Annotated in this window: 4 protein-coding genes; 1 reads left to right on the forward strand and 3 read right to left on the reverse strand. The window is 72.5% G+C overall.

All coding sequences use genetic code 11. The features are described 5' to 3' along the window. The first annotated feature begins 11 nt into the window (after window positions 1-11). Window positions 12-1,607: a class I adenylate-forming enzyme family protein gene (locus OG972_RS03290; protein ID WP_266978179.1), complete on the forward strand. Its 1,596-nt coding sequence runs from the start codon at window positions 12-14 to the stop codon at window positions 1,605-1,607. Here OG972_RS03290 and OG972_RS03295 read toward each other — a convergent pair. Genes OG972_RS03295 through OG972_RS03305 form a run of 3 tightly spaced genes read right to left on the reverse strand, consistent with a single transcriptional unit; the run spans window position 1,570 to window position 22,444 of the window. Then, entirely contained in the window at window positions 1,570-2,844 is a 1,275-nt protein-coding gene (locus OG972_RS03295; protein ID WP_266978180.1) for a beta-ketoacyl synthase N-terminal-like domain-containing protein, read from the reverse strand. The genes OG972_RS03290 and OG972_RS03295 overlap by 38 nt on opposite strands. Then, window positions 2,841-3,101: a phosphopantetheine-binding protein gene (locus OG972_RS03300; RefSeq protein WP_266978181.1), complete on the reverse strand. Its 261-nt coding sequence runs from the start codon at window positions 3,099-3,101 to the stop codon at window positions 2,841-2,843. Before OG972_RS03300 ends, OG972_RS03295 begins: the two co-directional genes overlap by 4 nt. Further along, window positions 3,098-22,444, reverse strand: a complete 19,347-nt coding sequence (locus OG972_RS03305; protein WP_266978182.1) for an SDR family NAD(P)-dependent oxidoreductase — start codon at window positions 22,442-22,444, stop codon at window positions 3,098-3,100. The genes OG972_RS03300 and OG972_RS03305 overlap by 4 nt, the downstream gene beginning before the upstream one ends. Between the last annotated feature and the right edge of the window lie 7 nt (window positions 22,445-22,451).

Below are 22,451 nucleotides of genomic sequence, written 5' to 3' on the forward strand. Positions count from 1 at the left end.
ACGTTCACTTCATGACCGACATCGCCGCAGTGCCGCCGACGGTCCCGCAGCTCATCCTTGAGCGCGCGAAGGAGAAACCGGACCATATCGCCCTGGTCGTCGACGGAACCGACTCCCTGGCATACGGGGAATGGATACGCGCCTCAGGTGCACTTGCCCATCGACTGAAAACCGTCGGAGTACGGCCGGGTGACCGGATCGGTCTGTACTACGCGGAAAGCGACTGGATCGGGTACGCCGTCGGCCATGTCGCCGTGTATCTTGCGGGCGGCACGGCGATCGCGCTGACCGAGCGGCTCGGGGCCGCGGAGATCCGGCGCCGGCTGACGTACTGCGGCGCCTCCGGAGTGCTGCACGGGGCCGGGAGTGAGCCACCGGACGGTACGTGGTGGGCCGAGCCAGGGTACGAACGCGGTGCGCCGGCCGCTGCTGAGTTGTCGGAGCCGCCGGAACGCTCGACGTCGTCGCAGTTCTCGGACCGGGCGGAGTTCTCGGGCCTGGCCGAGATTCAGCCGCCCGCGGTGACGAGCGACGAGCTGTCGGACATCCTCTACACCTCGGGCACGACGGGTGACGCCAAGCCGGTCGCCGTCAGCCACGCGAACCTGACGTACCCGACATTCGCCTGGGGACATCTCTTCCAGGACGTCGGCAGCATTCTGTGCGCCGTTCCGCTGGGCACCAACGCGGGCCACAATGCGCTCATTCTGGCCCTGACCACGGACTCGACCATCCATGTGCTGGGCCGTTCGGATCCGGAGAGCATCGCCGCCGCCATCGCCGGACCGAGGCTGGAACTGGCGGTGCTGCCGCCCTCCGTCGCCATCCAACTGCTGGCCGACGGTGTGCTGGACACCCATGACCTGACCTGTCTGACGATGCTGATGTTCGGCTCGGCCAGCGTGCCGCTCGGCATGGTGAACAAGCTGTCGCAGGCGCTGCCCGACACCCGGATGATCATCGGCTACGGATCCACCGAAGTCTCCCCCGCGCTCACCTCCCTGATCACGGACCCCTGGAACGAGCACAAGGACCCGGAGTACTTCCGCAGGCCGGAACTGGCCACGGTCGGTGAGCCCCGGCGGGAGACCGGGGTGAAGATCGTGGATGCGGAGGGCTCACCCCTGCCGCCCGGGCAGGTCGGCGAGATCTGTCTGTCGTCCCCCGCGCCGCCCCGTTCCTACTACCGCGATCCCGAAGCTTCCGCCCGGGTGTTCCGGGACGGATGGGCGCACATGGGCGATGTCGGCTCCCTCGACGCGGACGGGATACTGACCCTTCACGACCGGGCCGCCGACGTCGTCACCCGCGAAGGACGCGCCTTCGCCTCGTTGCGTGCCGAGAACGAGTTGTACTGGCATCCCGATGTGGTGGAGGCCGCCGTGTTCGGTGCGCCGGGTCCGGACGGGCGGACGCTGCTGGTGGCCGCCGTGCGGCTGCGGTCCGGCGACCCCGACGGGTCCGCCGACGGTCTGCGGGACTTCCTCGCGCAGCGGCTGCCGGCGGGCGAGCTGCCCGATCGGATCGTCGCCGTGGACGAGCTGCCGCACGGGCCGATCGGCAAGGTGCTCAAGCGGGAGCTGCGCCGAGCACGACGCTGGTACTGATCCCGCCGAAGCCGAAACTGTTGGACAGGGCGTGCCGCAACGGCACGCCCTTCGCCGTGGGGCCGACGAAGCGGTGCGAGGCGTCCACCGGACTCGTCAGGCCCACCGTGGGGTGGACGAAGGAGTCCCGCAACTGGATCACGGTGGCCACGGCCTCCACCACACCGGCCGCCGACAGGCAGTGTCCGGTCAACGCCTTCGTCGCGTTCACCCAGGGGCCCCTGGACCCGAACACCTTGCGCAGCGCCTGGAGTTCGGCCGCGTCCCCGAGCGGCGCGCCGGTCCCGTGCGCGTTCACGTAGTCGATGTCGGCGGGCGACAGACCGGCCCGTTCGATGGCCGCCTCCATCGCGTCCGCCTCACCGTCCGCCGAGGGGTCCGCCAGCCTGTTGGCGTCGAGCCGCTGGGCGTATCCGCTCAGCTCGGCGAGCGGTGGCGCACTCCGTCGACGCGCCGATGCCTCCGATTCCAGCACCAGCACCGCGCACCCCTCGCCCGGTACGAACCCTCGGTGCCCGGTGTCGAACGGTGCCCCGAATCCCGTCGTGGCCGCGTCCCCGGCCGCCGCGGCGCGCAGATTGCAGTAGCTGCGCAGCTCCATGGGCGACAGTTCGGTCAGGGCCCCGACGACGAGACAGACGTCCAGCGCCCCGCACTCGATCAGCCGGGCGCCCTGAATGATCGCCACATTGCCGCTGGCCGACGCCCCGCCGACGGTGAATCCTTCACCACGGATGCCCAGGAGCTGACTCAGCGTCCCGACGTGGTCGGTGTCCTGATAGTGCAGGGCGAAGGTCGGTGGCAGGTACGCCGGGTCACGTTCGAAGCGCTGCCGCTGACGCCATTCGTAGCCGCCGTTGAGATTGGATCCGGCCACCACGACTCCGGTACGCGCCGGGGGCGCGGGCGACTCGTCGAGGGCCGCGGAGAGCCAGCCCTGCAGCGCCGTGACCGTGGCGACCTGAATGTTGTACGGGGAGCGTGCCACGCTGCGCCGAGCGGAGTCGAGCAGCGTGGCGGACAGTCCCTCGCAGCCGGCCAGTGCGTCCGCCAGTGCGAATCCGTCGATCACGGCGCTCCGGTCGGGCCACCCGGCTTCGTCCGAGGCACCGGTTTCGCGGCGGGTGATGCCGGAGTGGCCGGCGCGCAGGGCACCGGTGAACCCGGCCGGGTCCCGGCCCGCGGCGCAGAGCACGCCGAGGCCGGTCACCCAGGTCCGTAACGAGGCGGGGCTCACCGGTGTTTCCGCATCAGTGCGGCGACCTGGCCCAGCGTCAGGGAGCGTTCGAACTCGTCGAGCGGCACGACGACGCCGAGATCCTCCATGACCAGGGCGAGTATCTCCGCCCTGTCGATGCTGTTGCAGCCCGCCGCGGCCAGGCTGCTGTCGGCGGACAGCGGTGCGCCGTCGCCGGTGGTCGGCACCACCTCTGCGGCGCGCCGCCGGATGGTGGTGAGGATGTGCTCGTCGTCGGTCTGGGACAGGTCGGTCATGGTCTGCTCCCGTCGGTCGGTTCTCCGGTCGGTTCTCCGATGCGCTGTACGGCTCGGTGGGTGGCGAAGAATTCGGTGAGGATCTCGTTGACCCGGCCGGGGCTGGTGAGTCCGGGGAAGTGCCCGGCGTCGGAAATCTCCACGAGTTCGCTGTCTCTGATCAGCCGGTGCAGGAGCTGAACGGTGTCGACCGGGACAACCGTGTCGTAGCGGCCGTGAATGAGCAGCGTGGGCGTACTGATGTCCGCCAGCCTGTCCTGCGTACCGGCGTGTTCGGCGAAGGCGTCGAGATAGCGCATGCCGGTGTGCGGGTCCATGCTCTCGCTGCGCAGCAGCGTGGCCAGCAGGTCGTCGCGCGCGTCCGCCAGCCGGTGTGAGCCGCTGCCCGCGATTGCGGCGTCCAGGTCCTCCGCCGCGACCCTTGCCAGCTTCGCAACGCCGCCGGGGCGGTTGGCGAACCGGTGGGAGCTGGAGATCAGGGTAAGGCCGGCGGCGCGTTCGGGATGGGCGAGTACGAAGCTCTGCGCCTGGAGGCCGCCGAACGAGGCGCCGACGACGTGAACCGGGCCGGTGATGCCCAGCTCGTCCAGGACGTGCCGGTGCAGGGCCGACACCTCTTCCAGGCCGAGGCCGCCGCTCACCCGGGTGCGGCCCACTCCGGGACGGTGCACCGCCACCACCTGGTGGCGGTCGCTCAGCCCACGGAACTGCTCCACGAACAGGCCCGCGCCGATATTGAACGGTGGCATCAGAAGAACGGCGGGACCTCGGCCCCTCACGAACACCTCGGCCTCACCACCCGGCACGGGGACCATGCGTACCTCCACGTCGGGCGCCGCCTCGCGCAGCACCTGGAGGTTGGGGTTGCTCACGGTCCCGGCAGCCGGCGCCGGGCGGGAGCGGGGGTGGGCGTGGGGGACGGGGCGGGCTTCCGCGGAATCCCGGGTGTCGAGGCGGTAGCGGGCCTGGGGGGCGCGTACCTGATCGGCGGTGCCGTCGGCCGCGGCCAGGGCGATCGGCTCGGCGGGACCGGTCAGGAAGGTGGCGACCCGGTCCGCGACGGTGTCCGTCTCGGTGTCGGTGAGGCCGACCGGAACGGCGAGCCGCACCAGCTGGGCCTCGGGGCCGCCGCCCAGATGCGGGCCGCCGCGCACACCCGTCTCGCGGTAGAGCGTGGCCAGGAACGACGGTACGGGCTCGGGGAGTTCCGCGTACGGCGCCAGTCGGCTGACGTCGAGGACGACGCAGTGTCCGGCCGCGGGTCCGGTCAGCGGGGCATCGGCGTCGTGGAGGTGTTCCCACAACGTGGCGGTGTGCCGCATCCGCTCGGCGACCCGGTCGGCCGCCCAGTCGAGATCGTTCGCGGCGACCGCCAGGGCACGGCGGCCCCATGCGTGCAGTTGCGGTCCGTGGTCGGCCCGCTCGCCGTCCAGCCGGTCGGTGAGTTCGGACAGGTTCGTGGCGAGGAGCCCACCGGAGTCGATGCCGAAGTCCTTCGGCATGCTGAGGGTGACCACGTCCGCCGTGGCCAGCAGGTCGCGTACCGCGTCCCACACATCACCGTCCGGACCGTCCGTTTCGTCGGAGCGGACCCGGAAGGCGTTCTCCACGATCCGCGTCGCGTCGATGACGAGGGGGATGTCGCCGCCGAGGGTCCGGCGGACCTCGGTGAGATTGCCCCAGGAGATCGGGTGGCCGCCGCCCGCGTTGTTGCCCGCTTCCAGGCAGACGAAAGAGACGGGCGTCGGGGACGTGGCGAGCGCCGTGCGCAGCGCGGTGAGATCCACATCGGAACGGAAGGGCTGCCGCGGTGTGTCCGGCCGGGCCAGTTCCACCGGCCGGAATCCGTTCCCGGCCAGGCTGTACAGCCAGGTCGGGAAGACCCCGTCGTGCAGGACGGTGCCGCGCTCGCCGGGCCACAGCCTGCAGAGCAGGGCTTCGGCTGCCCGCCCGGACGGTGTGGCGACGATCCGTTTGAAGGGCAGCCACGGTGCGCCGTATTCCTCGATGTCCTGGCGCCGGCTGAACGACCTGGCGGTGATGTCGGCCATCCGGCGGGTGACCGAGGGGTGGTCGCGCTCCGCCCACGAGTCGGTGATCAGATCGAAGGGGACCTGGGCGGCCGGCAGCAGCACGGGGTTGTATCCGCAGGCCACCAGCTGCTGGGTGCGGCCCACGACGGTGTCGACGGCAGGGGGAACGGATTCCGTCCGGGGTGTCCGGACGGTCACCGGGGCCGGGCTCGATGAGGTGCCCGGTGCCTCGACCGGGGTCTTGTCCTGGTCCTCGACGGGAGACTTGCTCCGGTCCTCGACCGGGGTCTCGCTCCGGGCCATGACCCGCGTCCTGCTCGGGGCCCGTTTCGGATCCTTGGTCCCGGTCGGGGCGTGTGGCGGTGTGTGCGCCGGGGTGAGGACCACTCGGCCCCCTACCCGTCGCGGCTCCGTGCTCGCGGCCGCCGCGGTCACCGGGGGCGGTGTGTGCGAAGCGTCGGGTTCGGGCACGGTGAACCAGTGTGCGGTCCGGGTGAACGGGACTCCGGGCAGCGGTGCACGGCCCGGAACCGCGGTCCACAGCTCCTCCCAGTCAATCTGCGCCCCGGCCGTCCAGGCTGCCGCCAGGGCGTGCGGATCACCGGGCCCCGGTACGGCTTCCGGCACCGGGGTGTCGGACGGTTCGGGCACCGGGCCGGTGGCCAGCTCCGCAAGGGCGCGTAGGAGCTCGCCCCGATCGGCGGCGACCACTGCGTGGCGGACGCGGAACACCGTACGGCCCGTCTGAAGGGTGTACGCCACCCGGGAGAGCGACGCGGACGGTTCACGCCCGATGCTGTCCGCCAGCCGGGCTGCGTACTCACGCAGCGTTTCGCCGTCCGGTGCGGACAGCGGGAACACCCGGGGGCGCTGGTCCTGTTCGGCGGGGCGCGCGTCGTCGTACCCCTGCACGACGACATGCGCGTTGCTGCCGCCGAAGCCGAAGGAACTCACCCCCGCCCTGCGCAGCGCACGGTCTCCGTCCGGCACGCCTTCCCAGCGCTCGGCCCGCTCCAGCAGCCGCAGCGGCGAGCCGTCAAGCCGCAGGTAGGGGTTGACGGTGCCCAGGTGCAGATTGCCCGGCAGCCATCCGTGCCGCAGGCACAGCAGCACTTTCAGAAGCCCGGCCATGCCCGAAGCGGCCTCCAGATGGCCGATGTTGGTCTTGACCGCGCCCACTGCCACATGGGGGATGGCGGGAACGGGCAGTGCGTGTTCCTCGTACAGCTCGGTGAACGCCTTCTTCATCCCCTCGATCTCGATCGGGTCGCCCAGCCGGGTACCGGTGCCGTGACTCTCCAGATAGGTGACGGTGCGCGGGTCGACGCCCGCACGCCGGTACGCGCTCACCAGGACCCGGGCCTGTGCCTCCGGGTCGGGGGCGGTGAGCGAGGCGGTACGACCGCAGTGGTTGACGGCGCTTCCCTTGATCACGGCATGGATGTGGTCGCCGTCCTCCACCGCCTGCCGCAGCGGCTTCAGCAGCACGGCGCCCACGCCCTCGCCCCGCACATATCCGTCGGCGGCGGCGTCGAAGGTCTTGCAGCGACCGTCGGGGCTCAGCATCTCCGCCCGGACGAATGCCTTGAACAGCGAGGGGCTGAGCACGGCGTTGACCCCGCCGGCGACGGCCATGGTGCATTCGCCGTCCGCGAGAGCGCGGACGGCGCGGTGCAGCGCCACCAGGGAACTGGAACAGGCCGTGTCCACGGCCTCGCTGGGGCCATGCAGATCGAACCGGTGGGACACCCGGTTGGCGAGCACGGAGTGCGCGATGCCGGTCGCCATATGCGCCTGAACGGGAATGGCATGACTGGTCATCAGATCGTCGTAGTCCGAGGTGGCGACCCCCACGAAGAGTCCGGTGTCGGTACCGGCCAGCCGGTCGGGGCGGTAGCCGGCGTCCTCGAATACGCTCCAGACGGTCTCCAGGAACAGTCTCTGCTGCGGGTCCATCAGCGCCGCCTCGCGCGGCGAGATTCGGAATCGGGCGGCGTCGAACCGATCGATGCCTGCGAGGAACCCTCCGCGCTGAGCGGCGATTTCGGGGTCGCCCCGCAGATCGGCGCGGTCCTCGGGGACGGGGCCCGTGAGATCGTCACCGGCGATCAGACGCCGGAAGAAGGCGTCGGGATCGTCGGCTCCGGGCATCCGGCCCGCCATGCCGATGACGGCGATGTCCGTGTCGGTGACGTCCGTGTCGGTGAGGTCCGTCACGGCGATGCCCCTGTCCGTGATGCCCGTGTCTGCGGCGTCCGTCTCTGTGGCCTCCGTCTCTGTGGCCTCCGTATCGGCGAGGCCTGCGCCTGCGATGCCCGCGCTTGCGATCTCGGGGCGGGTGTCTTCCCGTGCGGTGTCGGAGCCGGTGAGGGGAGTGGTGTCCGGGCCGGCCCCGTGTTCCTCCACCAGGTACCGGGCGAACAACCCCAGCGTGGGATTCTCGAACAGCACGGTCGGCAGCAGATCGAGCCCGTACGCCTCGTTGACCTGGATGACCAGCTCCGTCAGGGACAGGGAGTCGAAGCCGAGCTCCATCAGGTCGGCATCGGTGTCCACCTCGCGCTCGTCCACCAGCAGGAACGCGGCGGCCAGAGTCCGTACCGTCCGTTCCACATCCGGCAGCGCTTCGGTCACCGTGGCGGTGTTCCGCTGCGGAGCGGATTCCGCCGCCGGTGCCGCACGCTCGACGACCATGACCCGGCTGTCGGGCAGTGTCAGCGCGCGGGTGAACGCGCGCAGTCCGGCCTCCGGAGGCATCGGGACCATCCCCCACAGACGCTCGAAGAGGCGTCGGGTCGCGGCGTCCACGCTCATGCCGCCGCCGTCCCAGAGCGGCCAGCCGATCGCCAGGGTCCGGCCCGGCCGCTCACCTGCCCTGCGGCGCCCCTCGCGTTCCTCCGCGAAGGCGTCGAGATAGGCGTTGGCGAACGCGTAGTCCGCCTGCCCCAGATTGCCGGACACACCGGCCACCGAGGAGAACAGGACGAAATGGTCGAGGGGTTCGTCCCGGGTGGCCTCGTCGAGATGCACGGCTCCGTACACCTTGGGCGCGACAACCTCCGCGATCTCCGCACGTGACTTCTCTGCGGCCCTGCGGTCCCTGGTGATCCCGGCGGCGTGCAGGACGCCGCGCAGGGGACCGTACAGCCTCGTGACCGTGCCGATCAGCTCGTCGACCTCATGGCGGGATGTCACGTCCGCGCGGTGGTAGTGGATCCGCGCTCCCGGACCCGCGAGTGCGGCGAGCCGGGCGGTCCGTTCGGGGTCGAGCGCGCTTCGGCCGGCCAGGACGACGGTGACCGGCCACTGTGCCACGTATGCGGCGAAGCGCAGACCGAGTTCGCCCGCGCCGCCGGTGATCAAATACGTTCCGGCCGGGTGCAGTCCCGGGCCGTCGGCGGGGACCCGCTCCGCCATGTGCAGCCGACACCGCTCGCCGTGCTCGTAGGTGACCGTGTCGGCGGACGCGGCGGGTTCACGGAGGAGTTCCGCGACGATCCGGTCGGCCGCCGTGGCGGGCTCGTCGCCCGCGTACAGCCGGGTCGCCCGCAGCCCGCCGTGTTCCAGCGCCAGTGCGGCGAGTGCGCCGGACACCGCCGCGTACGCGGGAGTGGGCTGCGTGTGGCCGAACACGACCCGCAGCCGCCGGCCCGAACCGGCGGCCAGTACCGCAGCGGTCAGGGACAGGACGGTGTGCAGTCCGGCGTCGAGTTGCTCGGGCAGAGTTCCGGGGCCGGCGACATACACCAGGCCGTCCGGCAGCTGCTCCTCGGCGGCGAGGGCCCGTGCCCAGGCACTCCGTTCCTCGGTGCTCTCCCCCGGGCCGGTGATCGGGCACGTGCCACCGGCGTCGCGGATCGCGGCCTCCACCGCTGCCACGGTCTCCGACGCTCCGGAGCCGGCGCCGAGCACCAGTACCCGGCCGGGCGCGCGGGGGGTGCCGGTCAGGTGCTCCGGGCGCCACTCGGGCACCAGGTACTGCGTCGCACCCGGCGGGGTTCCGGCGGAGGGCATCTCGACCTGTTCGGTCGTGGCCGCGTCGGACGGCGTGGGGGCCGGAGCGGGAGTGAGGGTCGGGGAGGTCGTCCGGGTGTCCGTCCAGTGCCGGGTGCGTTCGAACGGGTAGGTCGGGTACGGGATCCGGCCCGGCGGCTCGGGCCACAGTTCGCGCCAGTCCGGTCGGCCGCCGGACGCCCAGTGTCCGGCCAGCACGGTGAGATCGCGGGTGCCGGCCGGGGGCGCGGCCGACGGGCCCGCGGACGCGCGGACCAGACCCGGAGCGTCCTGACCGTGGGCGAACGCGGCCAGCCGTGCGGCGAGTTCCGGCACGTCCGCCGCCAGTACGGCGACGCGTTCGGCCATGTCCCGGCGTCCGGTCTGGCTGGTCCAGCACAGGGCGTCGAGTCGCACGTCCGTGCCTGGCCCGGTCAGGAAGTCCGCGATCCGGGCCGCGTGGGTGGCCAGCTGCCCCGGCGTACGGGCCGACAGCAGGAAGAGCTGTTCGCCGACGGGGACGGTCGGGGCCGGAAGGGAAGCGGGTGCCGGAGGTTCCTCGAGCACCAGGTGCACATTGGCGCCCCCCGCGCCGAACGAGCTGATCCCGGCGCGGAGAGGGGTCCCCGGTGCCGTCGGTTCCCAGTCGGTCAGCGTGCGGGGCAGGAAGAACGGAGTGCCCGCCAAGCTGATCTTCGGATTGACGATGTCCAGGGACGCGCACGGTGCGAGCTTGCGGTGCCGCAGTTGCAGCAGCGTCTTTGTCAGGCCCGCGATGCCCGCGGCCCCCTCCAGATGGCCGATGTTGGCCTTGACCGAACTGACGCCGCAGCGTCCGGGCACGGCCCCCGACTCCGCGAAGGCGCGGGCGAGGGCGGCGAATTCGATCGGGTCCCCGAGCTCGGTGCCGGTGCCGTGCGCCTCGATGTACGAGACGGTGCCCGGTTCGACGTCGGCCCGGCGCAGCGCGTCGGTGATCAGCACCGCCTGGGCGTTCGGGTTCGGGACGGTGTAACCGCCGGTCTTTCCACCCGCGTTGACGGACCCTCCCTTGATCACCGCCCAGATGTCGTCACCGTCCGCCATGGCTCGGTGCAGGGGCTTGAGCAGGACGGCGCCGACGCCCTCGCCCGGTACGAATCCGTCCGCCCGTTCGTCGAAGACCTTCGTGGCGCCGTCGGCGGACAGCATGTTCAGTCCCGACAGCGACACATGGTGGGACGGGTGCAGGATCAGGTTGACCCCACCGGCGATCGCGGTCTCGCATTCGCCGCGCCGCAGGCTTTCGCATGCCAGGTGGACGGCGGTGAGGGAGGAGGAGCAGGCGGAGTCGACCGCCATGCTGGGTCCGGTGAAGTCGAAGAAGTACGAGACCCGGTTGGCCACCGACCAGTAGGAGGAGTGGGCGCCGCTGAGCCGGCCCTCGTTCCAGAGGGTGGCGCCGAGCTGCCCGTAGGTGCCGTACATCAGGCCGGCGAACACCCCGGTGCGGGGTACCCGGGTGTGGGTGCCCAGGTGGCCGGTCTCTTCCAGCAGATTCCAGACAGTCTCCAGGAAGAGCCGCTCCTGCGGGTCGATCGCCGCGGCGTCGCGGGCGAGGATGGCGAAGAAGGCGGGGTCGAAGCGGTCGACGTCCTCCAGGAAGCCGCCCCAGCGGCCGTAGGTGTGCTGAGGGGTGCCGCGCCGCGCGTCGAAGTGGGTGCGCCAGTCCCAGCGGTCCGCCGGCACGTCTGTGACGCTGGTGGTTCCCGAGGCCAGGTTCTGCCAGAAACTCCGCAGGTCGGGGGCGCCGGGGTAGCGTCCGCAGACGCCGATCACGGCGATGTCGCCGTCGCGGGCGGCGGTGCCCTCGGGCGTGGGTGTGGGTGTGGGCGTGGACGTGGGCAGTGGCGCCGGTGCGGGCCGCTGCGGTGCCGAGGCCCGGAGGACCACTCCGAGACGGTCCGCGTGTTCGCGTTCCAGGTGGGTCGCGAGCTGCTCGATGGTGAGGTTCTCGAACAGCAGGGTCGCGGGCAGTTCGCCGAGGTCCTGCGCGAAGCGGTCGACGATGCGCAGGGTGACCAGGGAGTCGATCCCGAAGGTCTCGAACGTGGCCCGGTCATCGAGGTCCTCCGGCCGGGAGCCGAGCACCTCGGCGAAGACCTTTCGTACGTAGTCGGGCGTGGTCGCGGTGGTGACCGCTCGGTCCGCGGGGCCGGGGGCCAGGGTTTCGGGCGCCAGGAACTCGGGTGCCGGGGCCGCGGGCGCCTGGCTGTCGGGCGTCACGGGAGCGGGGGTCGTGGGCGGCCGTTCGGCGATGATCAGGCACTGCTCCAGGTCAGGGGCCGGGATGCCGGGGGCGCCTTCGGCCCGCACCTGGCGCAGACCGGCCTCCGTCAGGGCGTCGCGCCACTGGCCGGGGCTGAGCAGCGGTGCGCCGGGCAGTCGGCGCTGCTCGTCCTCGGCCGCCCACCAGTCCGGGGTGAGACCGAAGGTGACGGTCAGGTAGTCGGAGGCGCGGGTCACCTCGTTGATCAGCAGCAGTCCGCCGGGGCGCAGCAGGGACGCGGCGTGCCGCAGGGTGGTGGCGATGTCGGCGGTGGCGTGCAGGACGTTGGTGGCGAGGACGACGTCCTGGCCACCCGGTTCGAATCCCTGTTCCGCCGGGTCCCGGCCGATGTCGAGCGGCCGGAAGGAGACATGGTCGTCCCGGGTGCCGAATTCCGCTTCACCGTGGCGCAGGAAGGCCGGGGAGATGTCGGTGTAGCAGTACGCGTAGTCCTGCCCGGTCGCCGCGCACGCGGCCAGCACCGCCGCGCTGCTGCCGCCGGTACCCGCACCGATCTCCAGGACCCTCACGGGGCGGGCCGCTCCGGTCAGCACGGCGTCGGCGACCCGGGCGGCGAGCAGCCCGTTGACATGGTCCGCGATCGGCTGGCCCCGATAGACGTCCTCGACGAGGGAGAGGCTGCCGTGCGGGAAGAGCACCTCGAGGTGCGCGCGGCTGCCGGTGAGTACGTCGGTGAGGGCGTCGGCGCAGGTCCGCAGCAGCTTGACGTGCGGGGCCATCTCCGGGTGTGCGGTCAGCAGACCGGTCACGTCGGGGACGACTGGTTCCTCGGTGCGCAGCGGCACGACATCGTCGTTGTCGATGAGCAGGGCGCCTGAGCGGGCCAGCATCTCCAGGACGGCGCGCAGCAGCCGTCGGTGGTGCGGTGTGCCGGTGGTGAGGGCCATCAGGTCGGCCAGGGGTATCCGCCGGCCCGCCCGGTCCAGGCCGCCGAAGCCCGCCATGGCATGGCGGACCAGATCGCGGGCCAGGGCGTCCAGAGCGGTGAAGGCGGCCCGTGCGCTGTCCAGTCGTGGGTCGGTGCCACTGCCGGATGCGGCCGGGGGGCGTGTGGCCGTGGCGGGGCGGGCGGTGGGCGCGGGGGTGCCGATGCCGAACTGGGCGAGCCCCTGTGGTTCCGCCCGCAGGACCAGGGCCTGGGGCAGTCCGGACGACAGAATCCGGGACACTGCGGCGAGCCCCTCGGAGGGCTCGATGGATCCGATGCCGAGCGTGGCGAGGCGGCGGGCGTAGCGTTCGTCGGCGACCACTCCGACGCCGCCCCAGTACCCCCAGTTGATGACGGAGACGGGGTGCCCGAGGCGACGCAGCCGGGTGGCGTAGGCGTCCTCGAACATGCTGGCCGCCGCGTAGTTGGCCTGGCCGGCGCTGTCGGTGAAGGAGACCGCGGAGGAGAAGTAGACGAGGAAGTCGAGGGGCTGGTCGCTCAGCGCCTCGTACAGATTGCGGGCACCGTCGGTCTTGGGGCGACGGACCTCGTCGAGGGTGGGCCGGTCCAGGTTGGCCACCGTGCGGTCGCGGAGCACCAGTGCGCTGTGGAAGGCGCCGTGGACCGGGCCCCATGCCGCGCGCACCGCCGCCACGGCGGACCGCAGTGCCGCCGCGTCGGCCAGGTCGGCACTGAAGTAGCGCGCCCGGCCGCCGAGTGCGGTCACCTCGTCCAGGAGTGAGCGGACCGCCGGGTCGTCGGCCGGGCGTCTGCCGACCACCGCCAGGCGGGCCCGGCGGGTCGCCGCGAGATGGCGGCACAGTTGGCGTCCGATGCCACCGGTGCCTCCCGCGACCACGTACACGCCGCCGTCCCGGTAGGGGTCGGTGGTCTCGGCCGTCAGGTCGGCCGGGACGAGTCGCTGCACATAGCGCTCGGTGCCGCGCAGGGCGACGAGCCGGTCCTCGCCCGGTTCGGCGAGGATCCGCCGGGCCAGTTCGGCCGGGTCGTCCGCGCAGGTGCCGATGTCCAGGCACCGCACCGACCAGTGCGGGTACTCGGCGGCCACCGCCCGGCAGAGGCCCTGGGCCTCGGCGGCGTGCGGGAGCCGGGCCGCCGGGTCGGTGTCGTCCTCCCCCGCCACCACCAGGGTGAGCCGGAGGGGGCGGTGTGCCTGCCGGGAGGCGGTGAGGGCGGTGAGGGCGTTCAGTACGGTCGGAGCCGTGCTCTCGTCGGGTTCCTGACAGGCCACCAGATACAGGTCGTCGCACTCCTCCGGCCCGGGGAGGGAGGGGACGCCGTCCGCGTCGGCCCTCAGCAGCACGGTGTCCCGGCCGGGGCAGCGCGCCACCAGCGCGCGGGAGAGTTCGTCCGGTCCGCCCAGGTGGAGCACAGCGGTGCGGTCGGCACCGGTCGGCGTCACGCTGTCCGGGAGCGGTTCGGGCTGCCATCGCGGGATGTGGATCATGCCGTCCAGCGGGTCGGCGGCCGGCGCTGCGATGGGCCGGAGGGAGAAGCCCGTCACCTTCAGGTGTACGGTCCCCCGGGCATCCGCCAGCCGTACGGTGAATCCGTGCCGCTCCCGCAGGGCGTGCACCGTCAGCGGCCCGGCGGGAAGGGGGCCGTTGACCCACACCTCCTGCGCGGAGAAGGGCACCGCGGGCCGGTCTCCCGGCAGCAGCACGGCGGCCGTCTGCAGGGCGGCGTCCAGCACGGCGGGGTGCAGCGAATAGGGGCCCGCCGGGCCGGCGGGTGTCGGGTCGAGGGTGGCGACGGCCTCGTCCGTGCCGAAACGGACGCCGTCGAGCAGACGGTAACGCGGGCCGTAGCCGACGCCGGCTGCGGCGAAGTCCGCGTACAGCCGGGCGGCGTCCACCGAGCGGTCGCAGCGGCGCGCCGCCGCGTCGATGTCGAGGTGTTCCGCAGGGGTGCCGGCGGGCAGGGGCTCGGCCAGGCAGGTGGCGTACTCCGTACCCGATCCGTCGTGGAGGGTGAACCGGCGCGCCGGCGGACCGGCCGGGGCGAGGGAGACGTGGAGTGCGCGGGAAGCGGAAATCCGGCAGGGCCGCAGCCACCGTACGGAGCTCAGCCGCAGCCGTCCGGGGTCCGCTGCCGCGACGGCCATGGCGATGGCCGCCGCCCCCGGCAGGACAGGGTGTCCGGACACCCGGTGGCCGTCGACCAGGGGGTCGTCGGGGCCGATGCGCCAGGAGGGCGTGCGGGTGTCCCGCGGGTCAGTGTGCGCACGGTCCGGCCAGTGGCGTTCACGGGCGAACGGGTAGGTCGGCAGGGCGATCCTGCGGGTTCCGGGCCGGGCGTGCAGTGCCTCCCAGTCGATCCGTTCGCCCCGCAGGTACGAGGCGGCGATCCGGTCGGGCGGGGCGTCGCCGGACAGCGTGCCGGACGGCTCTGCGGGGTCGGCCGGAGCCATGCCGCGCAGATGGTCGGGACCGGCTGCGCCCGAGGCCGCGAGGCGCAGCGCGTGGCGCAGCCGGTCCACGCTGTCGACGGTGAACACCGCCCGCGCCCGCAGATGTCTGCGGCCGGTGGACAGGGTGCGGGCGAGGTCGGGCAGCGCGACGTCGGGGGCGGTGTCGAGGTGCGTGGCCAGGCGCGACAGGCTCGCGTCCAGAGCGGCGTCGGTGCGGGCCGAGACGGGGATGACGACGCGTTCCGCGGTGTGCGGCCGCGGTGCGCGCGGCCGGGCCGGGGCTTCGGCGACCAGGAGGTGGCTGTTGGTGCCGCTGAAGCCGAAACTGCTGACCGCGGCGATCCGTTCGCCGCGGGCGGAAGGCTGCCAGTCGGTCGGCTCGGTGACCGGGAAGAACGGACTGTCCGCGAAGTCGATCTTGTCGTTGGGGCGGCCGAAGCCGGGCATGGGGGCGAGCCGGCGGTGCCGCAGGGACAGCAGCACCTTCAGCAGCGAGGCGATGCCGGCCGCCGTCGTGGTGTGTCCGATGTTCGCCTTCACCGAGCCCAGACCGCAGAATCCGGTCCGGTCGGTGTCCGCCCGGAACGCCTCCGTCAGGGCTTTGACCTCGATCGGGTCGCCGAGCGGTGTACCCGTGCCGTGCGCCTCGACGTAACCGATGTCCTCCGCGCCGAGTCCGGCCCGACGCAGCACCGAGCGGATCAGTGCTGCCTGCGAAGCGGCGCTGGGGGCGGTGATGCCGTTGGTCTTGCCGTCCCCGTTGATGCCGCCGGCGCGGATCACGGCATGCACCTGGTCGCCGTCGGCGAGCGCCGCGTCGAGGCGTTTCAGTACGACCACCCCGACCCCTTCGCCGAGGACGATGCCGTCGGCGTCGGCATCGAACGGCGCGGAGCGACCGGTCGGCGAGAGCATGCCGGTCTGGCTGGTGCGGATCAGCAGTTCGGGGGTGACCATGACGGCGACCCCGCCGGCCAGTGCCGCCGTGCACTCGCCGCGCCGGATGCTCTCGCAGGCGAGGTGGACCGCCACCAGGGAGGACGAGCAGGCGGTGTCGACGGCCAGGGTGGGGCCGGTGAGGTTCAGGAAGTACGCGATCCTGGCGGCGAGGATGGACGGGGCATTGCCCAGGAACGCCTGTCCCGAGTCCCTGGACCCGCTGTCGGTGAGCAGTTGGGTGTAGTCGTTCGTCGCACACCCGGCGAACACACCGAAGGCCCGTTCGTCGCCGTCGCCCGCATACCCGGCGTCTTCGAGGGCGCGGTAGGACTCCTGGAGGAAGAGCCGCTGCTGGGGGTCCATGGCGCGAGCTTCGAGCGGTGACAGGTGGAAGAACGCCGGGTCGAACTCGTCGACCCGGGCGAGCATGGCGGCCCACCGGCTGTAGGTCTTGCCCTCGGCGCCCCGGCGGGCGTCGAAGTCCGGTTCGCAGTCGAATCGTTCGACGGGAATCTCACCGATGTCACTGCGCCCGCCGGCGAGGTTGTGCCAGAAGGCGTCGAGGTCGTCGGCGCCGGGGAAGCGCCCGGACATGCCGATGACGGCGATGTCGGAGGACCCGGTCGGCTCCGTGGCCTCCGGGGATCCGGTCGGCTCCGGGCGGTCGGCGGGGGTGTGCCCGCCGGGGGTGCCGCCGGCGACGGTGCGGCCATCGGAAGTGCGGTCGGTGACCGTGCGGCCGTCGGAAGCGGGGCCGTGCGGGATACGGCCGTCAGAGGCCGGGGCGGGTTCGGGGTGCGCGGAAACTTCGGGGCCGGCCGAGGCTACGGCGGGCGCGGGCGGGTCGCCTTCGGGTTCCCGGATGCCGCGCCCGAGCGGCGCCAGGGTGACGAGCGGGCCGGACGGGCCCGCTGCCGGAGCCGGCGCGGGCAGGTCCGCCTCCGGCGGCACCCGGCGCGGCGCCGGGGACCGGGTGTCCGGCCGCGGGTCCGGGAGTTCGCGCGGCGGCAACGGGGCGGCGGCCGATGCCGCCGACGGGGCCGTTGCGGGGTGTTGAGGCGCCGTGGGAGCGGTCGCCGCGGCATGCAGGGAACGCTGCTCGTCGAGCGCCGTGGCCACCAGACCGGTGAGGTCGGGCACGGTGGGGTGGTCGTAGACGGCGACGGAATCCAGGTCGAGCCCGTAGCGCTGGTTGAGGTCTCTGACCACCTCCACCGCGCCGACCGAGTCCAGACCCATCTCGTTGAACGTCAGGGCGGTGTCGAGCTCCTTGGGCTCGAGGTACAGCAGCGCGCCGAGCGCCTCGCGCACCGCCTGTTCCACCTCGGCGGAGTCGACCGGTTCCGGGGCCTGCGGAAGGGGGCCGGCGGCCGGCGGGTCGGCGCGGCGCGGTTCGGGGGCCGCGGGTGCTGCGCCGGATTCCTCACGGGTGTGGTGCCGGGCGTGGATACGGTCCAGGGACTCCTCGCCGAGTACGTCCCGGTGCATGCGTACCTCACGGTCGATGATCCCGGGCAGCTCGGCCCGTACGCGACCGGCGAACTCCGCCTTGAGCGCACCGGATGCGACCGCCGGATGCCCGGCGATGGAGCGGGCGAGGTCGAGCGCGGCGGGCAGCACCTGCGCGGAGGGCAGCACGGTGACTCCCGCACCGCGTCTGCTCAGTTCGGCGCCGGGGTAGGAGCGCCCGGTCAGCAGCATTTCGTGGGCGAGCGTCCGGCCGAGCCGGTGTTCCAGGATGTAGGTGGCGCCCATGCCGGGCGTGAAGCCGTACTTCAGGAAGTTGGCGCTGTAGGAACTGTCCGCGCTCAGCAGGACGACGTCGCCGTACATGCCGAAGGTGAAGCCGCCACCCGACGCGTGTCCTTGGAGTGCGGCGACGACCGGCTTGCGACAGCCCGTGAGAGCCCCGTAGACCACGGGCTCGTCGGTGAAGCTGCCCTCGCCCCGGGCCAGTTCCTCCAGGGCCTCGGGGGTGGCGCCCATGCTGAAGATGGTGTTGCTGCCGGTGATCACGACAGCGCGGATGTCGTCGCGGGTGTCGATCTCCGCGAAGGCGTCGGCCAATTCACGCAGCAACCGGTCGGTGAACATCGGCGCGCCGAGCACGACCAGGCCGACGCCGTGGTCGAGCACCCGCAGTTCCACACCGCCGTTCCCGGCCGGCCGGTCGGGAGCCGTGCGGGGCGCGGCCGCCACGGGCGGTGCGATGGCCGCCGCGGCATCCTGCCGGGACGGGCCGTGCGCGCGTTCCCAGGCGCCGAGCCAACAGCGTTCCTCCTGGAACGGATAGCCGGGCAGCGGGATCCTCCGTACGTCGCCGCGGTCCCCCGGCGTCGCCGGGGCGTCTGCGGTCTCACGCGCCTCCCGGTCCTCCCCGTCCAGGATCCTGGCCAGGGCGCGGCGAAGTTCCGCGAGGCTGTCCACCACGACCGACGCGCGGCACACCATCGATGCCCTGCCGACGCGAAGGGTGTGGGCGAGATCGGCGAGATAGCGGACTTGATCGGTGCCGGGGAGGTCGAGGGAGGCGAGATGGCTGTCGAGCGCCCGCACCTGGTCGAGCAGCGCGTCCTCGGTGCGGGCCGACAGTGTCACCCGCTGCGGGCCGGCCGGGACGGCGGCGCGGGGGGTGGGCAGATATTCCTCGACGACGGCATGGGCGTTGGCTCCACCGGCGCCGAAGGCGCTGATCACGGCCCGGCGGGGGGTGCCGTCGGGCACCGCCCAGTCGGTGGTGGTGCGCTGGACGCGGAAGGGTGAACGGTCGAAGTCGATCTGCGGGTTGAGCGTTCCGGCATGCAGCGAAGGCACCAGTGTGCGGTGTTTGAGCTGGAGGAGGACCTTGGTGAGGGCGGCGATTCCCGCCGCGCTCTCCAAATGCCCGATGTTCGACTTCACCGAGCCGATCGGGCAGCGCGCGGGCGCCCGGTCGCCGAATCCCCGGCCCAGCCCCTCGATCTCGATCGGGTCCCCGAGCGAGGTCCCGGTGCCGTGTGCCTCCACATAGCCGACCGTCGCCGGGTCGATGCCGCTGGACGCGAGGGAGTGACGGATCAGCTCCGCCTGGCCCGCCGGGCTGGGCACGGTGAAGCCGCTCGTGCGGCCGCTGTGGTTGACACCGGTTCCCTTGATGACGGCGTGGATGTGGTCGCCGTCGGCACGGGCGCGGGACAGTGGTTTCAGCAGCACCGCGCCGACGCCTTCGCCCGGGACGTACCCGGTGCCGCCCTCACCGAAGCTGCGGCAGCGGCCGTCCTCGGAGAGCCAGCGTCCCTGGGCGAGTTGGAGGTACTTCTGCGGATGGACCATGACGTTGACGCCGCCGGCGAGGGCCAAGGTCGACTCGCCGCGCCGGATGCTCTCGACCGCGAGGTGCAGGGCGGTCAGCGAGGACGAGCACGCGGTGTCGAGCGCGATGCTCGGCCCGCTCAGGTCGAGGGCGAAGGAGACCCGATTGGCGGCGGAGGAGTGCAGCGCGGTCGGTGCGACACCGCCGGCGCCGTCGGTAACCAGTTGGTAGTGGTTCCACATGATGCCGAGGAAGACACCGACGGTCTCTTCGCGCAGGGCGTCGGGCGGGTATCCGGCGTCCTCCAGGGTGTGCCAGGCAGTGGTGAGGAACAGCCGTTCCTGCGGATCCATCCATTCGGCTTCCTTGCGTGAGATGCCGAAGAACGCCGGATCGAAACGGTCGACGCTGCTGAGGAAGCCGCCCCAGCGTCCGTAGGTGCGCCCGGGGCGTCCCTTCTCAGGGTCGTAGAGGGCCTCCTTGTCCCAGCGGTCGACGGGGATCTCGGTGACGGAGTCACGTCCGGAGCGGAGGTTGTCCCAGAACGCGTCGAGGCTGTCGGCCTGCGGATAGCGCCCGGCGACGCCGATGACGGCGATCTCGTCCGTCGCCGCGTCCGCGTCCTCGGCGGGCCGGCCGGTGTCCATGGGCCCCACCCGGTCACGGGTGGTCGGACGGGCCTCCGGCCGTGTGCGGTCGCCGGGCTCCGGGGGCTCCACGAGGTGCAGCGCCGTGTCGATGCGTTCCGCTTCGCCGTGGCCGACCACGATCCTGCGTTCGCCACTGGCGAGTGCGGACCACAGTGTCCGCAGTCCGTCGACCGCCGGCATCGGGGACAGACCGAACTCCGCGCGGGCGCTCTCGACGGCCTCCGGGGGCACGCTCATCCCGCCGTCGGCCCAGTGCGGCCAGGCCACGGACAGGGTCCGGCCGGTGCGTCGGTTCGCGAAGTGGTCCATGAAGGAGTTGGCGTACGCATAGGTGCTCTGCCCCGGGCTCGGCACCACGGATGCGAGGGAGGAGAACGTGACGAACCAGTCCAGTTCGAGGTCCTCGGTGGCCGCGTCCAGGGCCAGCAGCCCGGCGGTCTTGGGGGCGAGCACCCGGTCGGTGCGTCCCGCTTCCTCACGGAAGAACACCCCGTCGTCGGCAGCCCCGGCACAGTGCAGGACCCGGTCGATACGGCCGAACCGGGCGACGCCCTCGGCGACCGCGGCACGCACCTCGTCCTCCCGTGCCAGATCGGCCCGGACGTGGTGGACGCGGGCGCCCAGTCGCTCCCAGCCGTCGATCCGGTGGCGCAGACCGGGGTCCGCGGGGCGGTGGCCGAGGAGGAGCAGCCCGACGCCGGGTTCGCGGGCCAGCCGCTCGGCCAGGAGCGTGGCAATCCCCCCGCCCGCGCCGGTGATCAGATAGACGGATGACGAGGGGCCCGGCGGATCCGCGTGCGCGGGGAGCGCGACGCGGGTGTGACGCAGCACGTACGGGCTGCCCGCCGCGTAACGCAGGTGCGGCTCGTGCGGTCCTGAGATGCCACCCGCCGCGACCGTGAGCAGGTCCTCCGCCCCTGCGGGCAGGTCCAGTTCGACGGCGCGGCAGCGTACTCGGGGGACCTCGGCGGTGAGTGTGCGGCACAGGGCGGCCAGGGCCGCGTACTGCGGCGACGGGGTGCTGTGTCCCGAACGGTAGATCTGGTGCACTCCGACCGGGGCGGACAGCGGCCGCGAGGCGAGGGCGGCGGCGAGCGCGCGCACGGTGTCGAACGCGTCGCGGTCCCCGCGTGCCGGGTCGTCCGGCAGCATCTGGATGAACGCCGCGGTGTCCGTGCCTTCGTCGACCAGCCGGTCCAGGAGGGTGGTCCACTGGTCGCGGCTGCGCGGGTCGAGGCGGTAGGAGTCCGGGCCGTCCGTCGCGAAGCCGGGGCCTGTCCCGACGACGATCAGCCGCCGCCCGGCGGGCATCCGGGCCCGCAGTCCGGCGGCGAGTTCGGGGGCCGCCCCCAGCAGCAGTACGTCCCCGGCCGGTTCCTGGTCCGGCCCCGGGACGGGATCCATCGGGTGCCAGACAGGGCGACAGGCCACGACGGCGGGCCGCGGCGTGCTGGGAGCGGTCGCCGCGGTCCCGGCCGGTTCGGCGGTCACTGTGGCGGTGGGTGTTGCGGGCGACGCGGCGGCAGGGGCGGGTCCCGGGCCCGTGGGTCCTGTGGCGGCCGGGAGCTGCGGGTGGGTCTGCGCCAGGTGCCGGGCGAGTTCGTCCACCGTCCCGTACTCGAACAGCAGGGTGGGGTAGAGCCGTTCCCCGATGAGCTGTTCCAGATCCTGGCCGAGCTTCAGCAGCGCGACCGAGTCGAGGCCCAGGGTGTAGAAGCCGGTGCGTGTGTCGACCTCGTCGGCCGTCACGCCGAGCGCACCGGCCACCAGACCCCGCAGCAGCACGACATGGCCGTCCCCGGCAGGGGCCGCCGGCGGCTCCTCCCCGGCCGGGTCGGTCGGCTCCGTGGCGGGGGCGTCGGCCGGATGCTCTGCAGCCGCGGGCACGGAAGCGGGAGCAGGAGCGGCGACGAGCGCCGTCACCTGTTCCGGAAACCTGATCCGCTTGCAGGTGAGCCCGGTGAACTCGGCCGCCGGGTAACCCTGTTCGTCAAAGATCAGACAGTCGCTGCTGACCAGCTGGCCGGATGCGGCAGCCGTTTCGGGGGCGGGCAGATACGCGTAACACCGGCCGCGCAGCCGACGGTTCGCCCGGAACCGCTCGATGAACATCGGGATGAACGGATCGCCCGTGGAACCGGTCATCCCGAACGCGACGAGTGTGGCGGCGTCCAGCTTGGCCGGATGGAGGTGGAAACCGTCCTCCAGCTCCTGCGAGCGCGGCGACAGGTTGAGCTCCGCCAGCAGATAGCCGGGCCCTTCCCACATGGCGCCCGAGCAGGTCATCGCCGGACCGTGCTGGATCTGCTCGGCGCGTGCCTGGGCGTACAGTTCGGCAAGATCACGCTGCTTCACGGCCCCCGCCCGCAGGGCGTCGAGGTCCACTGCGGGAGCCGGTCCCGCAGTGGTCCAGGTGAGGCGGCCGGAGAAATTGTCCCGCCAGGGCGGCGGGTCGTCCGGCACGGCCGCCCGGCTGCGGGCGGTGACGTCCCAGTCGCCGTCGGTCCGCTCGGTCAGGGTCACCCGGATGTCCCGGCCGGTCCCCGGGTCCGTCGCCACAGCCTCGGCGAAGACGATGTCGCGCAGTTCGCAGCCGGCGCCGTCGAAGCCCTGGGCCTCGATGATCCGGTGGACGATGTCGAGGAATGCCGCACCCGGCAGTACGGACACCCCGTGCACCCGGTGGTCGCGCATGATGAAGTCGTCCGGCGCGAGGTGGAGGTCGCAGTTGATCGTCCGCTGAGCCATGTCCGCC

It is taken from the genome of Streptomyces sp. NBC_01669 (assembly GCF_026339735.1).
Taxonomy (GTDB): Bacteria; Actinomycetota; Actinomycetes; order Streptomycetales; family Streptomycetaceae; genus Streptomyces; species Streptomyces yanii.